Source organism: Erwinia sp. Eh17-17, from assembly GCF_039675725.1.
In the GTDB taxonomy this organism is placed as follows: Bacteria; Pseudomonadota; Gammaproteobacteria; order Enterobacterales; family Enterobacteriaceae; genus Erwinia.
Map to the genome: position 1 here is coordinate 793,717 of NZ_JBDFQT010000002.1, position 17,894 is coordinate 811,610.

Sequence of the window (17,894 nt, forward strand, 5' to 3'; positions counted from 1 at the left end):
TTATGATTATCCGATGGAGTGTAAAACATGCCTCAAGAACCGAATAAAGAAGAAAACGGGCAGGAAGAGAAGAATTCATCGCTGGCAGTGAATAAACTACTGCAGTCACGCTCTATCATCATTTCTGGTGAGATCAATCAGGCACTGGCCGAGAAAGTCACCGCACAGCTGCTGATCCTGCAGGAGATGGGTGATGAGCCGATCAAGCTGTTTATTAACAGCCAGGGTGGCCATGTCGAAGCCGGTGATACCATCCACGACATGATCAAATTTGTGAAGCCCAAAGTGCTGGTCATCGGTACGGGCTGGGTTGCCAGCGCGGGCATCACCATCTTCCTCGCGGCGGATAAAGACAATCGCTACTCGCTGCCGAATACCCGCTTTATGATCCACCAGCCACTGGGTGGCGTTCGCGGTAAAGTCTCTGATATTGAGATTGAAGCGAAAGAGCTGCTGCGTGCACGTGCGCGCATTAACCAGCTGATCAGCAAAGCGACAGGTCAGCCGCTGGAAAAAGTCGAGAAAGACACCGACAGTAACTACTGGATGAGCCCGGAACAGGCGGTTGATTACGGTATTACCACCCACGTCATCAGCCAGTGGGATGAACTGAAAGCCTAACGGCTTTGCAGTCATAAAAAAAGCCCGCAGATTGCGGGCTTTTTTATTGCGATAGCATCAGGTTATTCGCCTGATGCCTGCTGCGCTTCGGGTTGGCCGTAAATCAGCTTCGGCTCGCTGTCGCCCTCGATCACCGGGGCATCCACCACCACTTTCTCCACGTCATCCATCGACGGCAGATCGTACATGGTGTTCAGCAATGCGCCTTCCACAATCGAGCGCAGGCCACGGGCGCCGGTTTTACGCGACATGGCTTTTTTCGCAATCGCCGTCAGCGCATCTTCACGGAACTCCAGCTCCACCCCTTCCAGGTTAAACAGCGCCTGGTACTGCTTGGTCAGCGCATTTTTTGGCTCGCGCAGGATCTGGATCAGCGCGTCTTCGCTCAGCTCGGTCAGCGTTGCCACCACCGGCAGACGGCCGATGAATTCCGGGATCAGACCAAACTTGATCAGATCTTCCGGCTCCACCTGCGCCAGCAGCTCGCCTTCGGTCGCTTTCTCTGACTTGCCCTTCACCGACGCACCAAAACCGATGCCGGTGCCGGTGTCCACGCGCTGCGACACCACTTTATCCAGGCCGGCAAACGCCCCGCCGCAGATAAACAGGATCTTAGACGTGTCGACCTGCAGGAACTCCTGCTGCGGATGCTTGCGCCCGCCCTGCGGCGGTACGGCCGCCACGGTGCCTTCAATCAGCTTCAGCAGCGCCTGCTGCACGCCTTCGCCGGACACATCGCGGGTAATCGACGGGTTGTCTGACTTGCGTGAAATTTTGTCGATTTCATCAATGTAGACGATGCCGCGCTGCGCTTTCTGCACGTCGTAGTCACACTTCTGCAGCAGCTTCTGAATGATGTTTTCCACATCCTCACCCACGTAACCGGCTTCGGTCAGCGTGGTGGCGTCCGCCATAGTGAACGGCACGTCCAGCAGGCGCGCCAGCGTCTCGGCCAGCAGCGTTTTACCGCTGCCGGTCGGGCCGATCAGCAGAATGTTACTTTTACCCAGCTCGATACCGTTGCTGGTGTCGCCGTTACGCAGGCGCTTGTAGTGGTTATACACCGCAACTGCCAGCACCTTCTTGGCCCGTTCCTGCCCGATCACGTAGTCATCAAGGTGTTGGCGGATTTCGTGCGGCGTGGGCAGCGAGTTACGCTCGCGGTGCGGCGCAACTTCTTTGATCTCTTCGCGAATAATGTCGTTGCATAAGTCGACGCATTCATCGCAGACATACACCGACGGGCCGGCGATCAGCTTACGCACTTCGTGCTGGCTTTTGCCGCAGAAAGAGCAGTACAGCAGTTTCCCTGAACCGTCTTTGCGTTTATCAGTCATTTACTTCCCCTCAGTTGTCACACTCACCTTCCCACCAGGGGTTAGTTACGCAGGCCGCTCCCAAAGCAACCTGCGAAGGCAACGGCACCTTGTTACAACAACATGTTAAATCAGTTACGCTGAGACAGAACAGAATCCACTAAGCCGTACTCGACAGATTCGCTGGCCGAAAGGAAACGGTCACGATTGGTATCACGCTCAATGGTTTCAATTGTCTGTCCGGTATGTTTCGCCATCAGCTCGTTCATCATCTGTTTAGTTTTGATGATTTCACGGGCGTGGATGTCAATGTCGGACGCCTGCCCCTGGAACCCCCCCAGCGGCTGATGGATCATCACGCGGGAGTTAGGCAGGCAGTAACGCTTGCCTTTAGCCCCGGCGGTCAGCAGGAAGGCTCCCATCGAACAGGCCTGCCCCATGCAAATTGTGCTGACGTCAGGTTTAATGAACTGCATCGTGTCGTAGATCGACATTCCTGCGGTGATAACCCCACCAGGAGAGTTAATGTACAGGTGGATATCCTTTTCAGGATTCTCCGCTTCCAGAAACAGCATCTGCGCGACAATCAGGTTGGCCATATGGTCTTCGACCTGGCCTGTCAGGAAAATAATGCGCTCTTTCAGCAGGCGCGAGTAGATGTCGTAAGAACGCTCTCCGCGAGAGGTTTGTTCGACCACCATTGGCACCAGAGCCATATGAGGTGCAGTTTGTTCACGTTCGCCGCTGTATGACATTATCGTCTCCTGGATAAATTTCATTTGGCAACACTCTGTAGTGATTCTACTTGAGAGCGATCAGGAACACTATGATTCCAGGCCTTACACCCGATGCCGTCCGGACAGTTATCGGGTCTGATGACTTCGTTGTACCGATTTGGGGATGTTCCCCCGCTATTTCAAGCATAACAACGTTTTTATCAACTGCTAACCAGGAAAAGCAGCATAGTCGATATTTTGCAGATTAAATGCGCAAATAGCCCATAAAAGCAGTGTGATTTTAGCCCATAAACGACAAAAGCCCGCAACCAGAAGGCTGCGGGCTTCGCGTCAACTCACAAGTCTGAAGATCAGGCCGTAGCGGTCTGGTTCATCAGTTCCTGGAAGTTAGTGGCTTTTTCAGTCACTTTCGCTTTTTCCAGCACGGCTTCAACAGCCTGCTCTTCCAGCGCGACATTACGCATGTTGTTCATCAGCTCGTTGTTTTTGCTGTAGAACTCGATCACTTCTGATGGATCTTCGTAAGCAGAAGCCATCTCTTCGATCAGCGCTTTAACACGGTCTTCGTCAGCTTTCAGCTCGTGGGTGCGAATCACTTCGCCCAGCAGCAGCCCAACCACAACGCGGCGTTTAGCCTGCTCTTCGAACAGTTCACGAGGCAGCTCCAGAGCCTGCTTCTCGTTACCACCGAAGCGCTGTGCAGCCTGACGCTTCAGCACATCGATTTCACCGTCGATCAGGGCAGCAGGAACTTCGATGTCGTTGGCTTTCACCAGACCGTCGATTGCCTGATTTTTCACGCGGTTACGTACGGCGCCTTTCAGTTCACGCTGCATGTTCTTACGCACTTCAGCACGCAGACCTGCAACAGAACCATCTTCCACGCCGAAGCGCTTGATGAACTCTTCAGTGAATTCTGGCAGCTCGCGCTCTTCAACCTTCTTCAGTACGATTTCAAACTTCGCTGCTTTACCTTTCAGGTTCTCAGCGTGGTAATCGTCCGGGAAGTTAACGTCGATAGTAAAGGTTTCGCCCGCTTTGTGGCCGACAACACCTTCTTCGAAGCCTGGGATCATACGACCCTGGCCCATTGCCAGTACGAAGTCAGACGCTTTGCCGCCTTCAAACTCTTCGCCATCAACAGAACCGGAGAAGTCGATAGTTGCACGGTCTTCAGCCGTTGCTGCGGCATCGGTTTCTTTCCAGGTGGCCTGCTGCTTACGCAGGGTGTCCAGCATGGTGTCAACGTCAGCATCAGTCACTTCCACCACCGGTTTTTCAACTTCGATGGCTTCCAGACCCTGCAGTTCAACTTCCGGGTACACTTCAAACTCAGCGGAGAATGTGAAGTCTTCACCGGTTTTGTATTCGCCTGGCACATATTTAGGTGCGCCAGCCGGATTGATTTTTTCTTTGATGATCGCATCGACAAAGCCGCGCTGCATCAGATCGCCCAGGACGTCCTGGCGAACAGAAGCACCGTAACGTTGTTCAACAACAGTCATCGGTACTTTTCCTTTGCGGAAACCGTCAATGCGTACTTTCTTAGCTACGCTGACCAGCTCACTTTTCACCGCTTTTTCGATCACATCTTTATCAACGGTAATCGTTACGCGACGGCCCAGGCCCTGAGTTGTTTCTACTGAAACTTGCATCTTATTACCTCAAAAAATCACGTGCTCGGTCAACTTCAGACGTACCCTGCTGTTGAGTAGCAGGATGAATCTAAGAACCGGGACGGCTTCTGATGTCAGAACCACATTCCCTGTTTTACAGAAGCGTCCCGAAGACATTCCGGAAAAATAGACGCAGCATTATAGCGACAACGTCCTGATGAGTCGAGGCTACACACTCGCCCAAACCCCGCTACTTTTTACATTTTTGCCATCAAACCGCAAGAATTTGCTGGCTGTCGCGTTTTTGAGTCTCTTTAAATGAAAAAAACGGCCCGGAGGCCGTTTTTTCAGTTTGTGACATCGGGCTACGCCAGCGTGCCGGCCCCGCGACAGTTTGGTGAGGCCGGAACGGTATCCTGCAACCCCGCCCACTCTTTAAGGGTATAGCTGTGTAATGCCAGCGCATGAACGCTACCCGCCAGCTCATCCGCCAGTACCCCATAGATGGCACGATGCCGGCTAAGAAAACGCTGATCGTTAAAGCTGTCGCTGACAATCACGACTTTAAAGTGACTCTCTGCGCCTGCAGGAACATTGTGACGATAGCTTTCATCATGCACTTCGAGATGCACGGGTGAAAACGCCGTACGTAACTTTTCTTCTATTTGTTCACGGATCATACCTGAACTCCTCTGATGCAGAGAACTGCGCCCCATCCCTTTAAATCGTAGTCGGTTTTTCTACAAAACCGCTGCACATTAACGAATATTTACTGCCGCTATACACTTTTCAAATACGGTGATGCAACGTAGCGGCAGAGATGAGGTCGAATGGTTACGCGCGCGGAAGTCGGAAAAATTCGCAACGCGATGAATTTACGCCCTGTCGGGGCTTCCCCTGTCGACAGGCAATGATATGATGACGGCAGTTTTGTCAGCAATACTACCCACGAAATCGAGAAAATAAGCATGTTAAAAAAATTATTTTTCCCTCTGCTGGCCGTGTTTATTCTGGCTGGCTGCGCAGGGAGCAGCAATACGCTCGACATTTCACCAAAAATTCAGTTGCCGCAGCGCGACCCAAGCCTGATGGGCATCACCATTAGTATTACGGGGGCCGACCAGCGTAGCGATCAGGCACTGGCGAAAGTAAACCGTGATGGCCAGCTGATTACGCTGACGCCAACCCGTGACCTGCGCTTCCTGTTACAGGAAACGCTGGAGAAGCAGATGACCGCTCGCGGTTACATGGTTGGCCCAAGCGGCGCAGTCGATCTGCAGATCGTGGTTAACGGCCTGTATGCCGACGTCACCCAGGGTAACGTGCGCTACAGCATCACCACTAAAGCGGATATCTCTATCATTGCTACCGCTAAAAATGGCAGTAAGCAGGTGAAGAATTATCGCCAGACCAGCAGTGTTGAGGGCGCATTCTCTGCCACTAATCAGAAAATCACCAATGTCGTCAACAACACACTGGGTGACGTGATTGCCGACATGGCACAGGACACCAGCGTTAACGACTTCATTAAGCAAAACGCGCGTTAATCTCTCTGGCCCGGCGTCCTGCCGGGCCCGATTTAAGGTCCGTATGTCCAATCACTATCTGCACATTTTCACCCGGCGTAATTCTGCCCTACTTCTGATACTCGGCTTTGCTTCTGGTCTGCCTCTGGCGCTCACCTCCGGCACACTACAGGCGTGGATGGCGGTAGAGAATATCGATATTAAAACCATCGGCTTCTTTTCTCTCGTCGGCCAGGCCTACGTTTTCAAGTTTCTGTGGTCCCCCCTGATGGACCGTTACACGCCGCCGTTTCTCGGCCGCAGGCGTGGCTGGTTATTGCTGACCCAACTTCTCCTGATTGTCGGTATCGCGCTGATGGGCTTCATGCAGCCATCGCGTGACCTGACGCTGCTCGCCGCGCTGGCGGTGCTGGTGGCCTTCTGTTCGGCCTCTCAGGATATTGTATTTGACGCATGGAAGACCGATGTGCTGGCGGCCAGTGAGCGCGGCAGCGGCGCAGCCATCAGCGTGCTGGGCTACCGCCTGGCGATGCTGGTTTCCGGCGGTCTGGCGCTATGGCTGGCGGATCGCTTTCTTGGCTGGCAGGCAATCTGGTGGCTGATGGCCGCCATGATGCTGCCTGGCGTAATTGCCACCCTGCTGGCAAAAGAACCGGAGACAACCGCAGATCGACCCCATACGCTGGAAGAGGCTGTCGTTGCACCACTGCGTGATTTCTTCAACCGCAATAATGCCTGGCTGATCCTGTCGCTGATCGTCCTCTATAAGCTGGGAGATGCTTTCGCTGCCAGTCTGACGACTATCTTCCTGATCCGCGGCGTCGGCTTTGACGCAGGTGACGTCGGGCTGGTGAATAAAACGCTGGGGCTGATCGCAACCATTATAGGAGCGCTGGCCGGGGGGGTGCTGATGCAGCGCCTCAGCCTGTTCCGCGCCCTGATGCTGTTCGGCATTTTGCAGGCCGTGTCGAATCTGGGTTACTGGATCCTGTCGGTGACTGACAAACATCTTTACAGCATGGCGGCGGCGGTGACAGTGGAAAACCTCTGTGGCGGTATGGGCACGGCGGCTTTCGTGGCGCTGCTGATGACGCTGTGTAACCGCTCTTTCTCCGCCACACAGTTTGCGCTGCTCTCTGCCCTGTCGGCCATTGGCCGCGTATACGTCGGCCCGGTCGCTGGCTGGTTTGTCGAAACCTGGGGCTGGCCAACATTTTATGCGTTCTCAGTCGTCGCCGCACTGCCAGGGCTGCTGCTGCTGCTCGGCTGTCGTTCAACGCTGGAATATGCCCAGAATAATGCCGACTTTCTGCCACGTACGGCCTTCCGTTCAGGCTACCGCTGGGCGCTGCGTGGACTCATCGCCGGGGGAGCGCTGCTGGCTGTCTGGCTGCTAATGCTGGCAGTAAGTGCGCTGGGTGGGTTGACAGTGAGCACACTGAGTACCACGCTATTTGAAGCGGGTATTTTACTGGTATTGAGCGGGGTTGTTGCGGGAACGCTGCTCGACTTCCTGGCACTGAAAAAAGCCCATGCGCGCCCCAATTAATGGCCTTTTTTGACCGGCAGGCAGCATTGTTAATGAAATTATTCTGCCAACAATAAGTTAACAAAACCGGGCTGATTTCGCGCTATGCGATGCTCAGCCCGAAGGTAACACATCAGTAAAATGGAATGCTTGATGTGAAATAAATTTTTTACGATTTATGAGGGAGGAAAAAAAAACTCAACGCTTGATGCTCATCATTTTCAGGTATTAAAAACCGGTGCGTAATTAGTTTTGGTTAATTAATATCACGCAAATGATAAGGAGTTGTTAAATAATTGGTACATAAAATGGCTGGTTATAGCAGATACAATTTTTGTACGGTTTTTTTCATCGGATTTTGTTATATTGGCGCCAACCCTTTGCCAGCATTAATATTTTGTCACGTGCCGTAACATATGTGACAGCGTTTGCAAAAGGTGTCAACACCCCGCTGACACAGCCTGATGCAGGTTTACAGTACTGAAACCTTCCCGTAAAATGCCGCCACACTTAAACGACAATAGAGCCCTTGTCATTGAGGTCGTTAAATGAGACTCAGTAAATACAATAAAAGTTTGGGGATTTTGTCATTAATCACAAGCATGATTTTGTTAAGTGGTTGTGATAGTGCGTTATTAAATCCCAAAGGACAGATTGCAATGGAGCAACGTTCGCTGATTTTGACGGCCTTTGGCCTGATGATGATCGTCGTAATCCCCGCAGTCTTGATGGCCGTGGTGTTCGCCTGGAAATATCGGGCATCTAACACCAATGCGAAATACAGCCCAAACTGGTCACACTCGAACAAAGTGGAAGCCGTAGTATGGACTGTGCCGATCTTGATCATTGTCTTCCTTGGCATTCTGACGTGGAAATCAACCCACGCTCTGGAACCAAGTAAGCCACTGGTACATGACGCGAAACCTCTCGAGATTGAAGTTGTCTCGCTTGACTGGAAATGGATGTTCATTTACCCGGAACAGGGTATTGCTACCGTAAACCAGATTGCTTTCCCGGCTAATCGCCCGGTGAGCTTCAAGATCACTTCAAACACCGTAATGAACTCCTTCTTCATTCCTACCCTCGGTAGCCAGATTTACGCTATGGCGGGCATGCAAACTAAATTACATCTGATTGCGAATGAAGCCGGTACGTTTAATGGTATCTCCTCGAACTTCAGTGGTCGTGGTTTCTCTGGTATGAAGTTTAAAGCGATTGCAACACCTGACGAAGCGACTTTCGAGCAGTGGGTAGCGAAAGCGAAGCAATCTCCAGAAACCCTCATGACAATGGATGATTTTAATAAGCTGGCAGCGCCTAGCGAAAATCACCCGGTGGAATTCTTCTCTAGTGTGAAACCTGGACTGTTTAAAGACATCATTGGTCAGTTCCAGATGAACCACGGTGGAAGCATGGACATGTCCCACGGCGAAGGCCATGAAGGCATGGATATGAGTAACGCCGCTCACGCGGGAGCCGAGGAATAATACGATGCTTGGAAAATTAACACTGGATGCAGTGCCGTATCATGAACCGATTATCATGGTTACGGTTGCCGCCATTATTCTTGGCGGTCTGGCGCTTGTCGCCGCACTGACTTACTTCGGTAAGTGGAAATATCTGTGGACCGAGTGGCTGACATCCGTTGACCACAAAAAACTCGGTATCATGTACATCATCATGGCATTCGTCATGCTGCTGCGTGGTTTTGCCGATGCTGTGATGATGCGTACCCAGCAGGTGCTTGCCTCTGCGGGTGAAGCTGGCATTCTGCCACCGCACCACTATGACCAGATCTTCACCGCCCACGGCGTGATCATGATCTTCTTCGTAGCGATGCCGTTTGTTGTTGGTCTGATGAACATTGCTGTTCCATTGCAGATCGGCGCACGCGATGTGGCCTTCCCGTTCCTGAACAACCTGAGCTTCTGGTTCACGGCTGTGGGTGTCGTTCTGGTTAACCTGTCACTGGGTGTGGGTGAATTCGCACAGACCGGCTGGCTGGCTTACCCACCACTTTCGGGGGCGGAATACAGTCCGGGAGTCGGCGTTGACTACTGGATATGGAGTCTACAGCTCTCCGGTATCGGGACGACCCTGACAGGTATCAACTTCTTCGTGACCATCATGAAGATGCGTGCGCCTGGCATGACCATGTTCAAAATGCCGGTCTTCACCTGGGCATCCCTGTGTACTAACGTACTGATCATCGCTGCGTTCCCGGTTCTGACCGTGACCCTGGCTCTGCTGACCCTTGACCGTTATCTTGGTTTCCATTTCTTTACCAATGATATGGGCGGCAACATGATGATGTACGTCAACCTGATTTGGGTTTGGGGTCATCCGGAAGTCTACATCCTGGTTCTGCCGGTCTTCGGTGTGTTCTCGGAAGTGGTTGCTACCTTCTCGAAAAAACGTCTGTTTGGCTACACCTCACTGGTTTGGGCTACGGTGGTTATTACCATCCTGTCCTTTATCGTGTGGCTGCACCACTTCTTCACCATGGGTGCGGGTGCCAACGTTAACGCCTTCTTCGGTATTATGACGATGATTATCGCCATCCCGACCGGTGTTAAAATCTTCAACTGGCTGTTCACCATGTACCAGGGCCGCATTGAAATGCACTCCTGTATGCTGTGGACCGTTGGCTTCCTGGTCACCTTCTCTGTAGGTGGTATGACCGGGGTTCTGCTGGCCGTGCCAGGTGCTGACTTCGTTCTGCACAACAGTCTGTTCCTGATTGCCCACTTCCATAACGTGATTATCGGCGGTGTGGTGTTTGGTTGCTTTGCTGGTGTGACTTACTGGTTCCCGAAAGCATTCGGCTTCAAGCTGAATGAAACCTGGGGTATCCGCGCGTTCTGGTTCTGGATTATTGGCTTCTTCGTTGCCTTTATGCCGCTGTACGTGCTGGGCTTCATGGGTATGACCCGTCGTATCAGCCAGGACATCGATCCACAGTTCCACCCAATGCTGGTTGTTGCAGCATGTGGTGCTGGCCTGATTGCCTGTGGTGTTATTTGCCAGATTACCCAGTTCTACGTGTCGATCCGCGACCGCGAACAGCTGCGTGATGTGACAGGTGACCCGTGGGGTGGCCGTACTCTGGAGTGGGCAACCTCTTCACCACCACCGTTCTATAACTTTGCTGTTGTTCCTGAAGTCCACGAGCGTGATGCGTTCTGGGAAATGAAGGAAAAAGGCGAAGCGTATAAACAGCCGACTCATTATGAAGAAATTCATATGCCGAAAAACAGCGGCGCCGGTGTGGTAATTGGTTTCTTCAGTGTGATCTTCGGTTTTGCAGCAATCTGGCACATCTGGTGGCTGGTAGGCCTGTCATTCCTGGCCATTATCGTGTCCTGGATCGTCAAGAGCTTTGACAATGACGTGGATTACTACGTTCCTGTTGCTGAGATTCAGAAAATTGAGAATCAGCACTTTGACGAAATTAGCAAAGCAGGTCTGAAAAATGTCGACTGAAACTGTGACTAAACACCACGACGCCCATGCGGAGCATGGGCATCACGATGCAGGGGCCAACAAAGTCTTTGGCTTCTGGATCTACCTGATGAGTGACTGCATCATCTTCGCAACCCTGTTTGCGACGTATGGTGTGATGGTTAATAACACCGCAGGCGGCCCGGCAGGCAAAGATATCTTTGAACTGCCCTTCGTCCTGGTGGAAACTGCCCTGCTTCTGTTGAGCTCCATTACCTATGGTTTTGCAGTCATCAACATGAACAACAAGCAGAAAGGTGCTGTCATCGGCTGGTTAGCGATGACCTTCCTGTTTGGTCTGGGCTTCATCGGTATGGAAATCTATGAATTCCATCACCTGATTAAAGAAGGCTTTGGACCGGACCGCAGTGGTTTCCTGTCTGCGTTCTTTACGCTGGTAGGGACTCACGGTCTGCACGTGACTTCGGGTCTGATCTGGATGCTGGTGCTGATGTATCAGGTTGCTTCTCGCGGCCTGACTGACAGCAACCGTACCCGTATCATGTGCCTCAGCCTGTTCTGGCACTTCCTGGATGTGGTGTGGATCTGCGTATTCACCATTGTTTACCTGATGGGGGTTATGTAATGAGCCATTCAGCAACTGAACATGGCGCTTCTCACGGTAGCGTGAAGTCTTATATGATCGGCTTTGTCCTGTCGATCATTCTGACAGGTATCCCATTCTGGATGGTCATGGACGGCGGCGCTTCTAAAGCGACCATCCTCACTGTTGTTCTGGTGTGTGCAGTTGTCCAGGTGCTGGTGCACCTGGTTTACTTCCTGCATCTGGACAGCAAGTCTGAGGGCGGCTGGAACCTGATTGCTATCGTGTTTGCAGCACTTATCATCCTGATTGTTGTTGTCGGCTCGCTATGGATTATGTGGAACCTCAACTACAACATGATGAGCCACTAACAGAGCTACTGTGATGATTAAGCAATACCTGCAAGTAACAAAACCAGGAATTATTTTCGGGAATTTAATTTCTGTCATCGGGGGATTTCTGCTGGCTTCTAAAGGCAGCATTGATTATGCCCTGTTTCTCTTCACCTTAGTCGGCGTCTCGCTGGTGGTTGCATCAGGTTGTGTTTATAACAACTTTATCGACCGTGACATCGACAAAAAAATGGAGAGAACCAAGAATCGGGTGCTGGTTAAAGGCCTCATCTCTCCGAAATTAAGCCTGGTTTATGCAACCGTGTTAGGTATTGCTGGCTTCGCAATGCTGTATTTCGGCGCAAATCCGCTGGCCATGTGGCTGGCGGTGATGGGCTTTGTGGTTTATGTCGGCGTTTACAGCCTGTACATGAAGCGCAATTCCGTATACGGCACTCTGATTGGCAGCCTCTCCGGTGCAGCACCTCCCGTGATTGGCTACTGTGCGGTTACCAACCAGTTTGACGCGGGTGCATTGATCCTGCTGGCAATCTTTAGCCTGTGGCAGATGCCGCATTCATATGCGATCGCTATCTTCCGCTTTAACGATTATCAGGCAGCCAATATCCCGGTTCTGCCGGTAGTGAAAGGCATTTCTGTGGCAAAGAACCATATCACGCTGTATATCATCGCGTTTATGGTTGCCACCCTGATGCTGACGCTGGTGGGCTACGCCGGATATAAGTATCTGGTTGTTGCTGCCGCAGTCAGCGTCTGGTGGCTGGGTATGGCACTGTCAGGTTACAAAACTCAGAACGATCGCGTCTGGGCACGTAAACTGTTTGTGTTCTCGATTGTCGCTATCACCGCGTTAAGCGTGATGATGTCCGTCGACTTCATGACCCCGGCGTCAAAAGACATGCTGACTTACCTCAGGTAACAGTAAGCATACAGCACGACTAAGGGCGCGATTTCGCGCCCTTTCTTTTTGTTACCACTAACTCAAAAGTATTGTTTTACCCGCCCTCCCCTCACACATAAACTATGTGCATTCGACAGACTGAGGTAGTAATGAACGATAATAAAATGACTCCGGTCGAGCTGCGTGCGACCTGGGGTTTGGGGACGGTTTTTTCCCTGCGTATGCTGGGAATGTTTATGGTACTGCCGGTCCTGACCACTTATGGCATGGCACTGCAGGGAGCAAGTGAAACACTTATTGGATTCGCCATTGGTATCTACGGTTTGGCGCAGGCCGTCTTTCAAATTCCTTTCGGACTTCTTTCTGACCGTATTGGTCGTAAGCCACTCATCGTCGGCGGATTGCTGATTTTTGTTTTGGGGAGTGTTATCGCGGCCATGACCACCTCTATATGGGGGGTGATACTGGGTCGGGCATTACAGGGTTCCGGGGCAATTGCTGCCGCCGTGATGGCGCTGTTGTCCGACCTGACGCGTGAGCAGAATCGTACCAAAGCGATGGCCTTTATTGGCATCAGCTTCGGCATCACCTTTGCCATTGCTATGGTAGCAGGTCCGGTAATCACCCACGCCTTCGGCCTGCACGCGCTGTTCTGGATGATCGCCATACTTGCCAGCGGCGGGATTATCATCACACTGCTGGTGGTACCGTCTGCCTCAAACCATGTGCTGAACCGCGAGTCCGGCATCGTTAAGGGTAGCATCCGCAACGTGCTGGCCAACAGCCGTCTGGTGAAGCTGAATATCGGCATTCTTTGCCTGCATATTCTGTTGATGTCGAGCTTTGTTGCCCTGCCAGGACAATTTGAACAGGCGGGCCTGCCTGCAGCCGAGCACTGGAAGGTGTACCTGATCACTATGCTGATCGCCTTCGCCAGCGTACTGCCGTTTATCATCTATGCCGAAGTGAAACGCCGGATGAAACGCGTGTTTGTTGGCTGTGTCATTCTGATGCTGGTAGCAGAAGTGGTGCTGTGGGGAGCCGGTAATCACTTCTGGACGCTGGTCATTGGCGTACAGCTGTTCTTTATCGGTTTCAACCTGATGGAGGCGATTTTGCCGTCGCTGGTCAGTAAAGAGTCCCCGCCGGGCTATAAAGGCACCGCAATGGGCCTCTATTCCACCAGCCAGTTTATTGGCGTGGCGATTGGCGGCAGCATGGGTGGTTGGATATACGGCCATATTGATGCACAGAGCGTGTTTCTCATCGGCGCATTTATCGCCGCCATCTGGCTGCTGGTCAGCCTGAGCATGCAGGAGCCACCTTACGTCAGCAGCCTGCGTATTACTCTGGAAGCCAGCCGTGAAGATAAAGAGAGCCTGGAGCAGCGACTGAAAGCTCAGCCCGGCGTAGCCGCCGTGTTTATCGTACCTGAGGAGCGCAGCGCCTACGTCAAAATTGACAGTAAAGTGACCAGCCGCGCCGAGATCGAGAAATTGATCGCTGCGGCGGCATAATCGTCATCCGCACCTGTAGGGGCCGATCATTTTTTCCGATCGGCCCTTAGGGTTCAGGATTCTACGTTCGGCCCAAATGACTAGTCGCGGAAGTTTTTAAACTGGAACGGCTGACCCAGATCCGCTTTGCGCACCAGCGCCATGGCACCCTGCAAATCGTCACGTGACTTACCCGTGACACGCAGTTCGTCACCCTGAATCTGCGTCTGCACTTTAATTTTGCTGTCTTTAATCTGCTTAACCAGCTTTTTAGCGATGTCGCTTTCGATGCCTTTTTTCATTTTGGCTTCGACGCTCCAGCTTTTACCGCTGTGTACGATCTGCTCCGGGACGTCCAGCGCTGCACCTTCAATGCCGCGCTTGAGCAGCTTTTCACGCAGAATATCCACCAGCTGCTTCACCTGGAAGTCAGACTCGCTTAACACCTTAATGGATTCGTTTTTATCATTCAGCTCAAAGCTGGCCTCTACACCGCGAAAGTCGAAGCGGGTGGCGATTTCACGATTAGCAGTATCTACTGCGTTACGCACTTCCTGCATATCAATTTCAGAAACGATATCGAAAGATGGCATGATCTATTCTCCTGATACTAAAGTGACAGCATAATACCTGCTTGCAGCAGGTAAATAAAACCGCTGGCGCTGAAAGCTATAATAATGAGCAGGACGGTTAACTCAACCCGCGTGCGGGGAGGAACAATGAAAATTACCGTACTTGGATGCGGAGCTTTGGGGCAGATCTGGTTAGCTGCACTGGAACAACAGGGTCATGAAGTCCAGGGTTGGCTGCGGGTTCCGCAGCCTTATTGCTCAGTGAACGTCATTGGCCTGAATGGTGTGACGTTAAATAAGACCTTTATTGCCAACGACCCGACCTTTCTGGCTGACAGTGAGCTGCTGATCGTCACGCTTAAAGCGTGGCAGGTTTCCGAAGCCGTGAAGAACATGCAGTCTGTACTGCCATCAGGCTGTCCGGTGTTGCTGCTCCACAACGGAATGGGGACGCTGGACGAGCTGAAAAGCCTGCCTCAGCCCCTGTTGCAGGGCGTCACTACTCATGCCGCCAGGCGCGACAATACGGTTATCGTGCATGTTGCTTCTGGCATTACCCACATTGGCCCCGCCACCCCGGCGGCGGTGGAAATGAGCGAACTGGCCGAAATGCTGCATCGCGCATTGCCGGATGTCGCCTGGCACAATAACGTGGCCCCCGCCGCATGGCAGAAGCTGGCAGTGAACTGCGTGATTAATCCCTTAACGGTATTTTACGACTGCACTAACGGTGAGCTGGCTCAGCACCGCAGCGAAATCGAAGCGCTGAGCAACGAGGTGGCTACGGTGATGGAGCGCGAAGGTCAGCACACCTCCCGCGAATGGCTGATCGATTATGTGCTGGAAGTGATCCGCAGCACGGCGGGCAATACGTCATCGATGTTGCAGGATATTCGCGCCCAGCGCCGCACAGAAATTGATTACATTAACGGCTACGTCATCCGACGCGCGCGCGCCCAGGGGATCACCACCCCGGAAAACAGCCGTCTCTACGAATTTATTAAACGAAAGGAACATGATTATGACCGCGAATCCATCGGTTCTGGTTTGCCTGGCACCTGGGAGTGAAGAAACCGAAGCCGTTACCACCATCGATTTACTGGTGCGCGCCGGACTGAGAGTGGTTACTGCCAGCGTTGCTGATGATGGTAACTGTGAAATAGTCTGTTCCCGTGGCGTGAGGATCCTGGCCGATGCCCCGCTGGTAGAAGTGGCTGATGATGATTACGCCGCCATTGTTTTGCCCGGAGGATTGAAAGGCGCAGAGTGTTTCCGCGACAGTCCCCTGCTGGTCGAAACGGTGCGCCAGTTCAATCAGTCCGGCCGTATTGTGGCGGCGATCTGTGCCGCCGCTGGCACGGTGCTGATCCCGCATAACCTGTTTCCGGTAGGCAATATGACCGGTTTCCCTGGCCTGAAAGAGACTATCCCGGAAGAGAAATGGATGGATCGTCGCGTCGTCTGGGATCGCCGCGTCAACCTGCTGACCAGTCAGGGGCCAGGCACCGCGATCGATTTTGCGCTGAAGCTGATTGATTTAGTGGCGGGTAAGGAAAAGGCGCGAGAAGTGGCAGAACAGATGGTGCTGGCAGCGGGGATTTACGATTACCGCGATTGATAGCACACCACCGGATGATATACGGGCGGTCCGGAACAGAAGGTCCGTCTCGTCTCTATCTTAGGGGCTGACCTTTTTACCGGTCAGCCCGTGCACAGGTTACGGACGATAAACTTTGACGTTTTTAAAGCCCTGCTCGTGCAGATACAGCGCCTGTAAACGACTCATCACACCGCGCTCACAGTACAGCAGCCAGGTTTTTTTCTGATCGAGATCGCCAAACTGGGTCCCCAGCTTGTAGAACGGCAACGGCTTCACCTCAACACCCTCCAGCGTCAGCGGGCGAGCATCCTGCTCGTCGCTGGAGCGGATATCCAGGATCACATCGTTCTCAGCGAAAGAGTCCACGGTTTCGACTTCCACCACTTCTTCTTCCGTCTTCTCTGCGATCTCACGAATATCAACGTTAGTCGCTTCTTCAACCACACGGTCCAGAATGCTGAAGTCGAAGTTCAGCTCTTCGGCTTCGATCTTCCCTTTGACTGCTTTCACCGTCGGGCTTTTCGAGATAACGCCACAGTATTCCGGCATGGTACGGGCGAAATCTTCCGTACCAATCTCACGCGCCACCCTGATGATGTGCTCTTTGTCGTGCGAGATTAACGGGCGCAGGATCAGCGTATCGCTGGCGTTGTCGATCAGGCGCAGGTTGGTCAGCGTCTGGCTGGATACCTGGCCCAGCGCCTCACCGGTAACCAGCGCCTGCACGCCGTAGCGCTCGGCGATTTTTGACGCGGCACGCACCATCATGCGCTTCAGGATCACGCCCATCTGGCCGTCATCCACTTTTTCAAGGATCTCACCGACCACCGGCTCGAAGTTAATCGCGACAAAACGCACGCGGTGCGAACTGCCGTAACGCTTCCACAGATAGTGGGCAACCTGACGAACGCCAATCTCATGCGCGGCACCGCCGAGGTTAAAGAAGCAGTAGTGTACGCGACAGCCACGGCGCATCAGCATATAGCTGGATACCCCGGAGTCGAAGCCGCCAGAGATCAGCGACAGCACATCTTCCTGGGTGCCAATCGGATAGCCGCCAATACCTTCATAACGCGCGGTCACCAGGATCAGACGATCGTCTTCAATTTCCAGGTTCACCGTGACTTCAGGGCGATTCAGCTGCACCTGGGCCGTCGCTACATGCTGATTAAGACCCCCACCCACGTAACGTTCAACATCCTGCGAGCTGAACTCGTGCTTGCCGCGGCGCTTTACGCGCACGCAGAACGTCTTACCTTCGATACGCTCGCGGTTCATTTCAAGAACCTGCTCGAAGATATGGTGCACGTCGGTGTAGGTGCGGTCTTCCACTGCCAGCACGTGATGAATACCGGGGATGCGCGTCAGCTCAGCGACGATGGCCGCACGCTGATTCTCATCTTTGGCACGCACTTCGATATTGTCCCAGTGGCGCACGACGGCGAGGGTTTCATCGAAAGGTTTAAGAACGTTGCGGATGTTACCGGTCAGGATTTTGATAAAGCGCAGGCGTACAGACTGACTTTTAATCGTAATTTCAGGGAATAACTTAATGATAAACTTCATGGCGGCATGTATTCGTC

General features: G+C 52.7%; 17 protein-coding genes. 11 read left to right on the top strand and 6 right to left on the bottom strand.

Going from position 1 to position 17,894, the window contains the following annotated elements; translation table 11 throughout:
* Nucleotides 1-27: 27 nt before the first annotated feature.
* On the top strand, nucleotides 28-621 hold the full coding sequence (locus ABEH87_RS09165; RefSeq protein ID WP_346575887.1) for an ATP-dependent Clp protease proteolytic subunit: 594 nt from the start codon (nucleotides 28-30) through the stop codon (nucleotides 619-621).
* Between the two features lie 62 nt (nucleotides 622-683).
* Here the strand turns inward: ABEH87_RS09165 and clpX are convergent, their stop codons facing one another.
* The 4 genes from clpX to bolA all read right to left on the bottom strand — a co-directional run bounded on the left by clpX (nucleotide 684) and on the right by bolA (nucleotide 4,970).
* Nucleotides 684-1,958 (bottom strand): ATP-dependent protease ATP-binding subunit ClpX, encoded by a 1,275-nt coding sequence (gene clpX, locus ABEH87_RS09170; RefSeq protein ID WP_346575889.1) that lies wholly within the window; start codon nucleotides 1,956-1,958, stop codon nucleotides 684-686.
* 110 nt (nucleotides 1,959-2,068) lie between these two features.
* Entirely contained in the window at nucleotides 2,069-2,692 is a 624-nt protein-coding gene (gene clpP, locus ABEH87_RS09175; protein WP_154752377.1) for an ATP-dependent Clp endopeptidase proteolytic subunit ClpP, read from the bottom strand.
* 332 nt (nucleotides 2,693-3,024) lie between these two features.
* Entirely contained in the window at nucleotides 3,025-4,329 is a 1,305-nt protein-coding gene (gene tig, locus ABEH87_RS09180) for a trigger factor (protein WP_346575891.1), read from the bottom strand.
* 326 nt (nucleotides 4,330-4,655) lie between these two features.
* Complete coding sequence (gene bolA / locus ABEH87_RS09185) at nucleotides 4,656-4,970, bottom strand: transcriptional regulator BolA (RefSeq protein ID WP_346575893.1); 315 nt, start codon at nucleotides 4,968-4,970, stop codon at nucleotides 4,656-4,658.
* Between the two features lie 288 nt (nucleotides 4,971-5,258).
* Between bolA and ABEH87_RS09190 the strand changes: the two genes are divergently transcribed.
* The 8 genes from ABEH87_RS09190 to ABEH87_RS09225 all read left to right on the top strand — a co-directional run bounded on the left by ABEH87_RS09190 (nucleotide 5,259) and on the right by ABEH87_RS09225 (nucleotide 14,160).
* Nucleotides 5,259-5,837, top strand: coding sequence for a lipoprotein (locus tag ABEH87_RS09190; protein ID WP_346575895.1), 579 nt, complete (start codon nucleotides 5,259-5,261; stop codon nucleotides 5,835-5,837).
* Between the two features lie 43 nt (nucleotides 5,838-5,880).
* Nucleotides 5,881-7,365 (top strand): muropeptide MFS transporter AmpG, encoded by a 1,485-nt coding sequence (gene ampG, locus ABEH87_RS09195; RefSeq protein WP_346575897.1) that lies wholly within the window; start codon nucleotides 5,881-5,883, stop codon nucleotides 7,363-7,365.
* A 527-nt stretch (nucleotides 7,366-7,892) separates the two neighbouring features.
* Nucleotides 7,893-8,831: a cytochrome o ubiquinol oxidase subunit II gene (gene cyoA / locus ABEH87_RS09200; protein ID WP_346575899.1), complete on the top strand. Its 939-nt coding sequence runs from the start codon at nucleotides 7,893-7,895 to the stop codon at nucleotides 8,829-8,831.
* A gap of 4 nt (nucleotides 8,832-8,835) precedes the next feature.
* Nucleotides 8,836-10,827: a cytochrome o ubiquinol oxidase subunit I gene (gene cyoB, locus ABEH87_RS09205; RefSeq protein ID WP_346575901.1), complete on the top strand. Its 1,992-nt coding sequence runs from the start codon at nucleotides 8,836-8,838 to the stop codon at nucleotides 10,825-10,827.
* Complete coding sequence (locus ABEH87_RS09210; protein ID WP_346575902.1) at nucleotides 10,817-11,431, top strand: cytochrome o ubiquinol oxidase subunit III; 615 nt, start codon at nucleotides 10,817-10,819, stop codon at nucleotides 11,429-11,431. The genes cyoB and ABEH87_RS09210 overlap by 11 nt, the downstream gene beginning before the upstream one ends.
* The gene (locus ABEH87_RS09215) at nucleotides 11,431-11,760 is read left to right on the top strand and encodes a cytochrome o ubiquinol oxidase subunit IV (RefSeq protein ID WP_346575904.1); all 330 of its coding nucleotides are present in this window, start codon (nucleotides 11,431-11,433) and stop codon (nucleotides 11,758-11,760) included. Before ABEH87_RS09210 ends, ABEH87_RS09215 begins: the two co-directional genes overlap by 1 nt.
* Nucleotides 11,761-11,773: 13 nt before the next feature.
* Nucleotides 11,774-12,661 carry a heme o synthase gene (gene cyoE, locus ABEH87_RS09220; protein WP_346575906.1) on the top strand — a complete coding sequence of 296 codons (888 nt, stop codon included), beginning with the start codon at nucleotides 11,774-11,776 and terminating at the stop codon, nucleotides 12,659-12,661.
* Nucleotides 12,662-12,792: 131 nt separating this feature from the next.
* Nucleotides 12,793-14,160, top strand: a complete 1,368-nt coding sequence (locus ABEH87_RS09225) for an MFS transporter (RefSeq protein ID WP_346575907.1) — start codon at nucleotides 12,793-12,795, stop codon at nucleotides 14,158-14,160.
* A gap of 80 nt (nucleotides 14,161-14,240) precedes the next feature.
* Here the strand turns inward: ABEH87_RS09225 and ABEH87_RS09230 are convergent, their stop codons facing one another.
* Complete coding sequence (locus tag ABEH87_RS09230; RefSeq protein ID WP_346575909.1) at nucleotides 14,241-14,732, bottom strand: YajQ family cyclic di-GMP-binding protein; 492 nt, start codon at nucleotides 14,730-14,732, stop codon at nucleotides 14,241-14,243.
* Between the two features lie 126 nt (nucleotides 14,733-14,858).
* Here ABEH87_RS09230 and panE point away from each other — a divergent pair, with 126 nt between their 5' ends.
* Complete coding sequence (gene panE, locus ABEH87_RS09235) at nucleotides 14,859-15,779, top strand: 2-dehydropantoate 2-reductase (protein ID WP_346575911.1); 921 nt, start codon at nucleotides 14,859-14,861, stop codon at nucleotides 15,777-15,779.
* A complete protein-coding gene (gene yajL, locus ABEH87_RS09240) occupies nucleotides 15,733-16,329 on the top strand; it encodes a protein deglycase YajL (RefSeq protein ID WP_346575913.1) in 597 nt (198 codons plus the stop codon). Before panE ends, yajL begins: the two co-directional genes overlap by 47 nt.
* Before the next feature lie 99 nt (nucleotides 16,330-16,428).
* On the opposite strand, the gene thiI is transcribed toward yajL, so the two are convergent.
* Nucleotides 16,429-17,877 (bottom strand): tRNA uracil 4-sulfurtransferase ThiI, encoded by a 1,449-nt coding sequence (thiI, locus tag ABEH87_RS09245; RefSeq protein WP_346575915.1) that lies wholly within the window; start codon nucleotides 17,875-17,877, stop codon nucleotides 16,429-16,431.
* Between the last annotated feature and the right edge of the window lie 17 nt (nucleotides 17,878-17,894).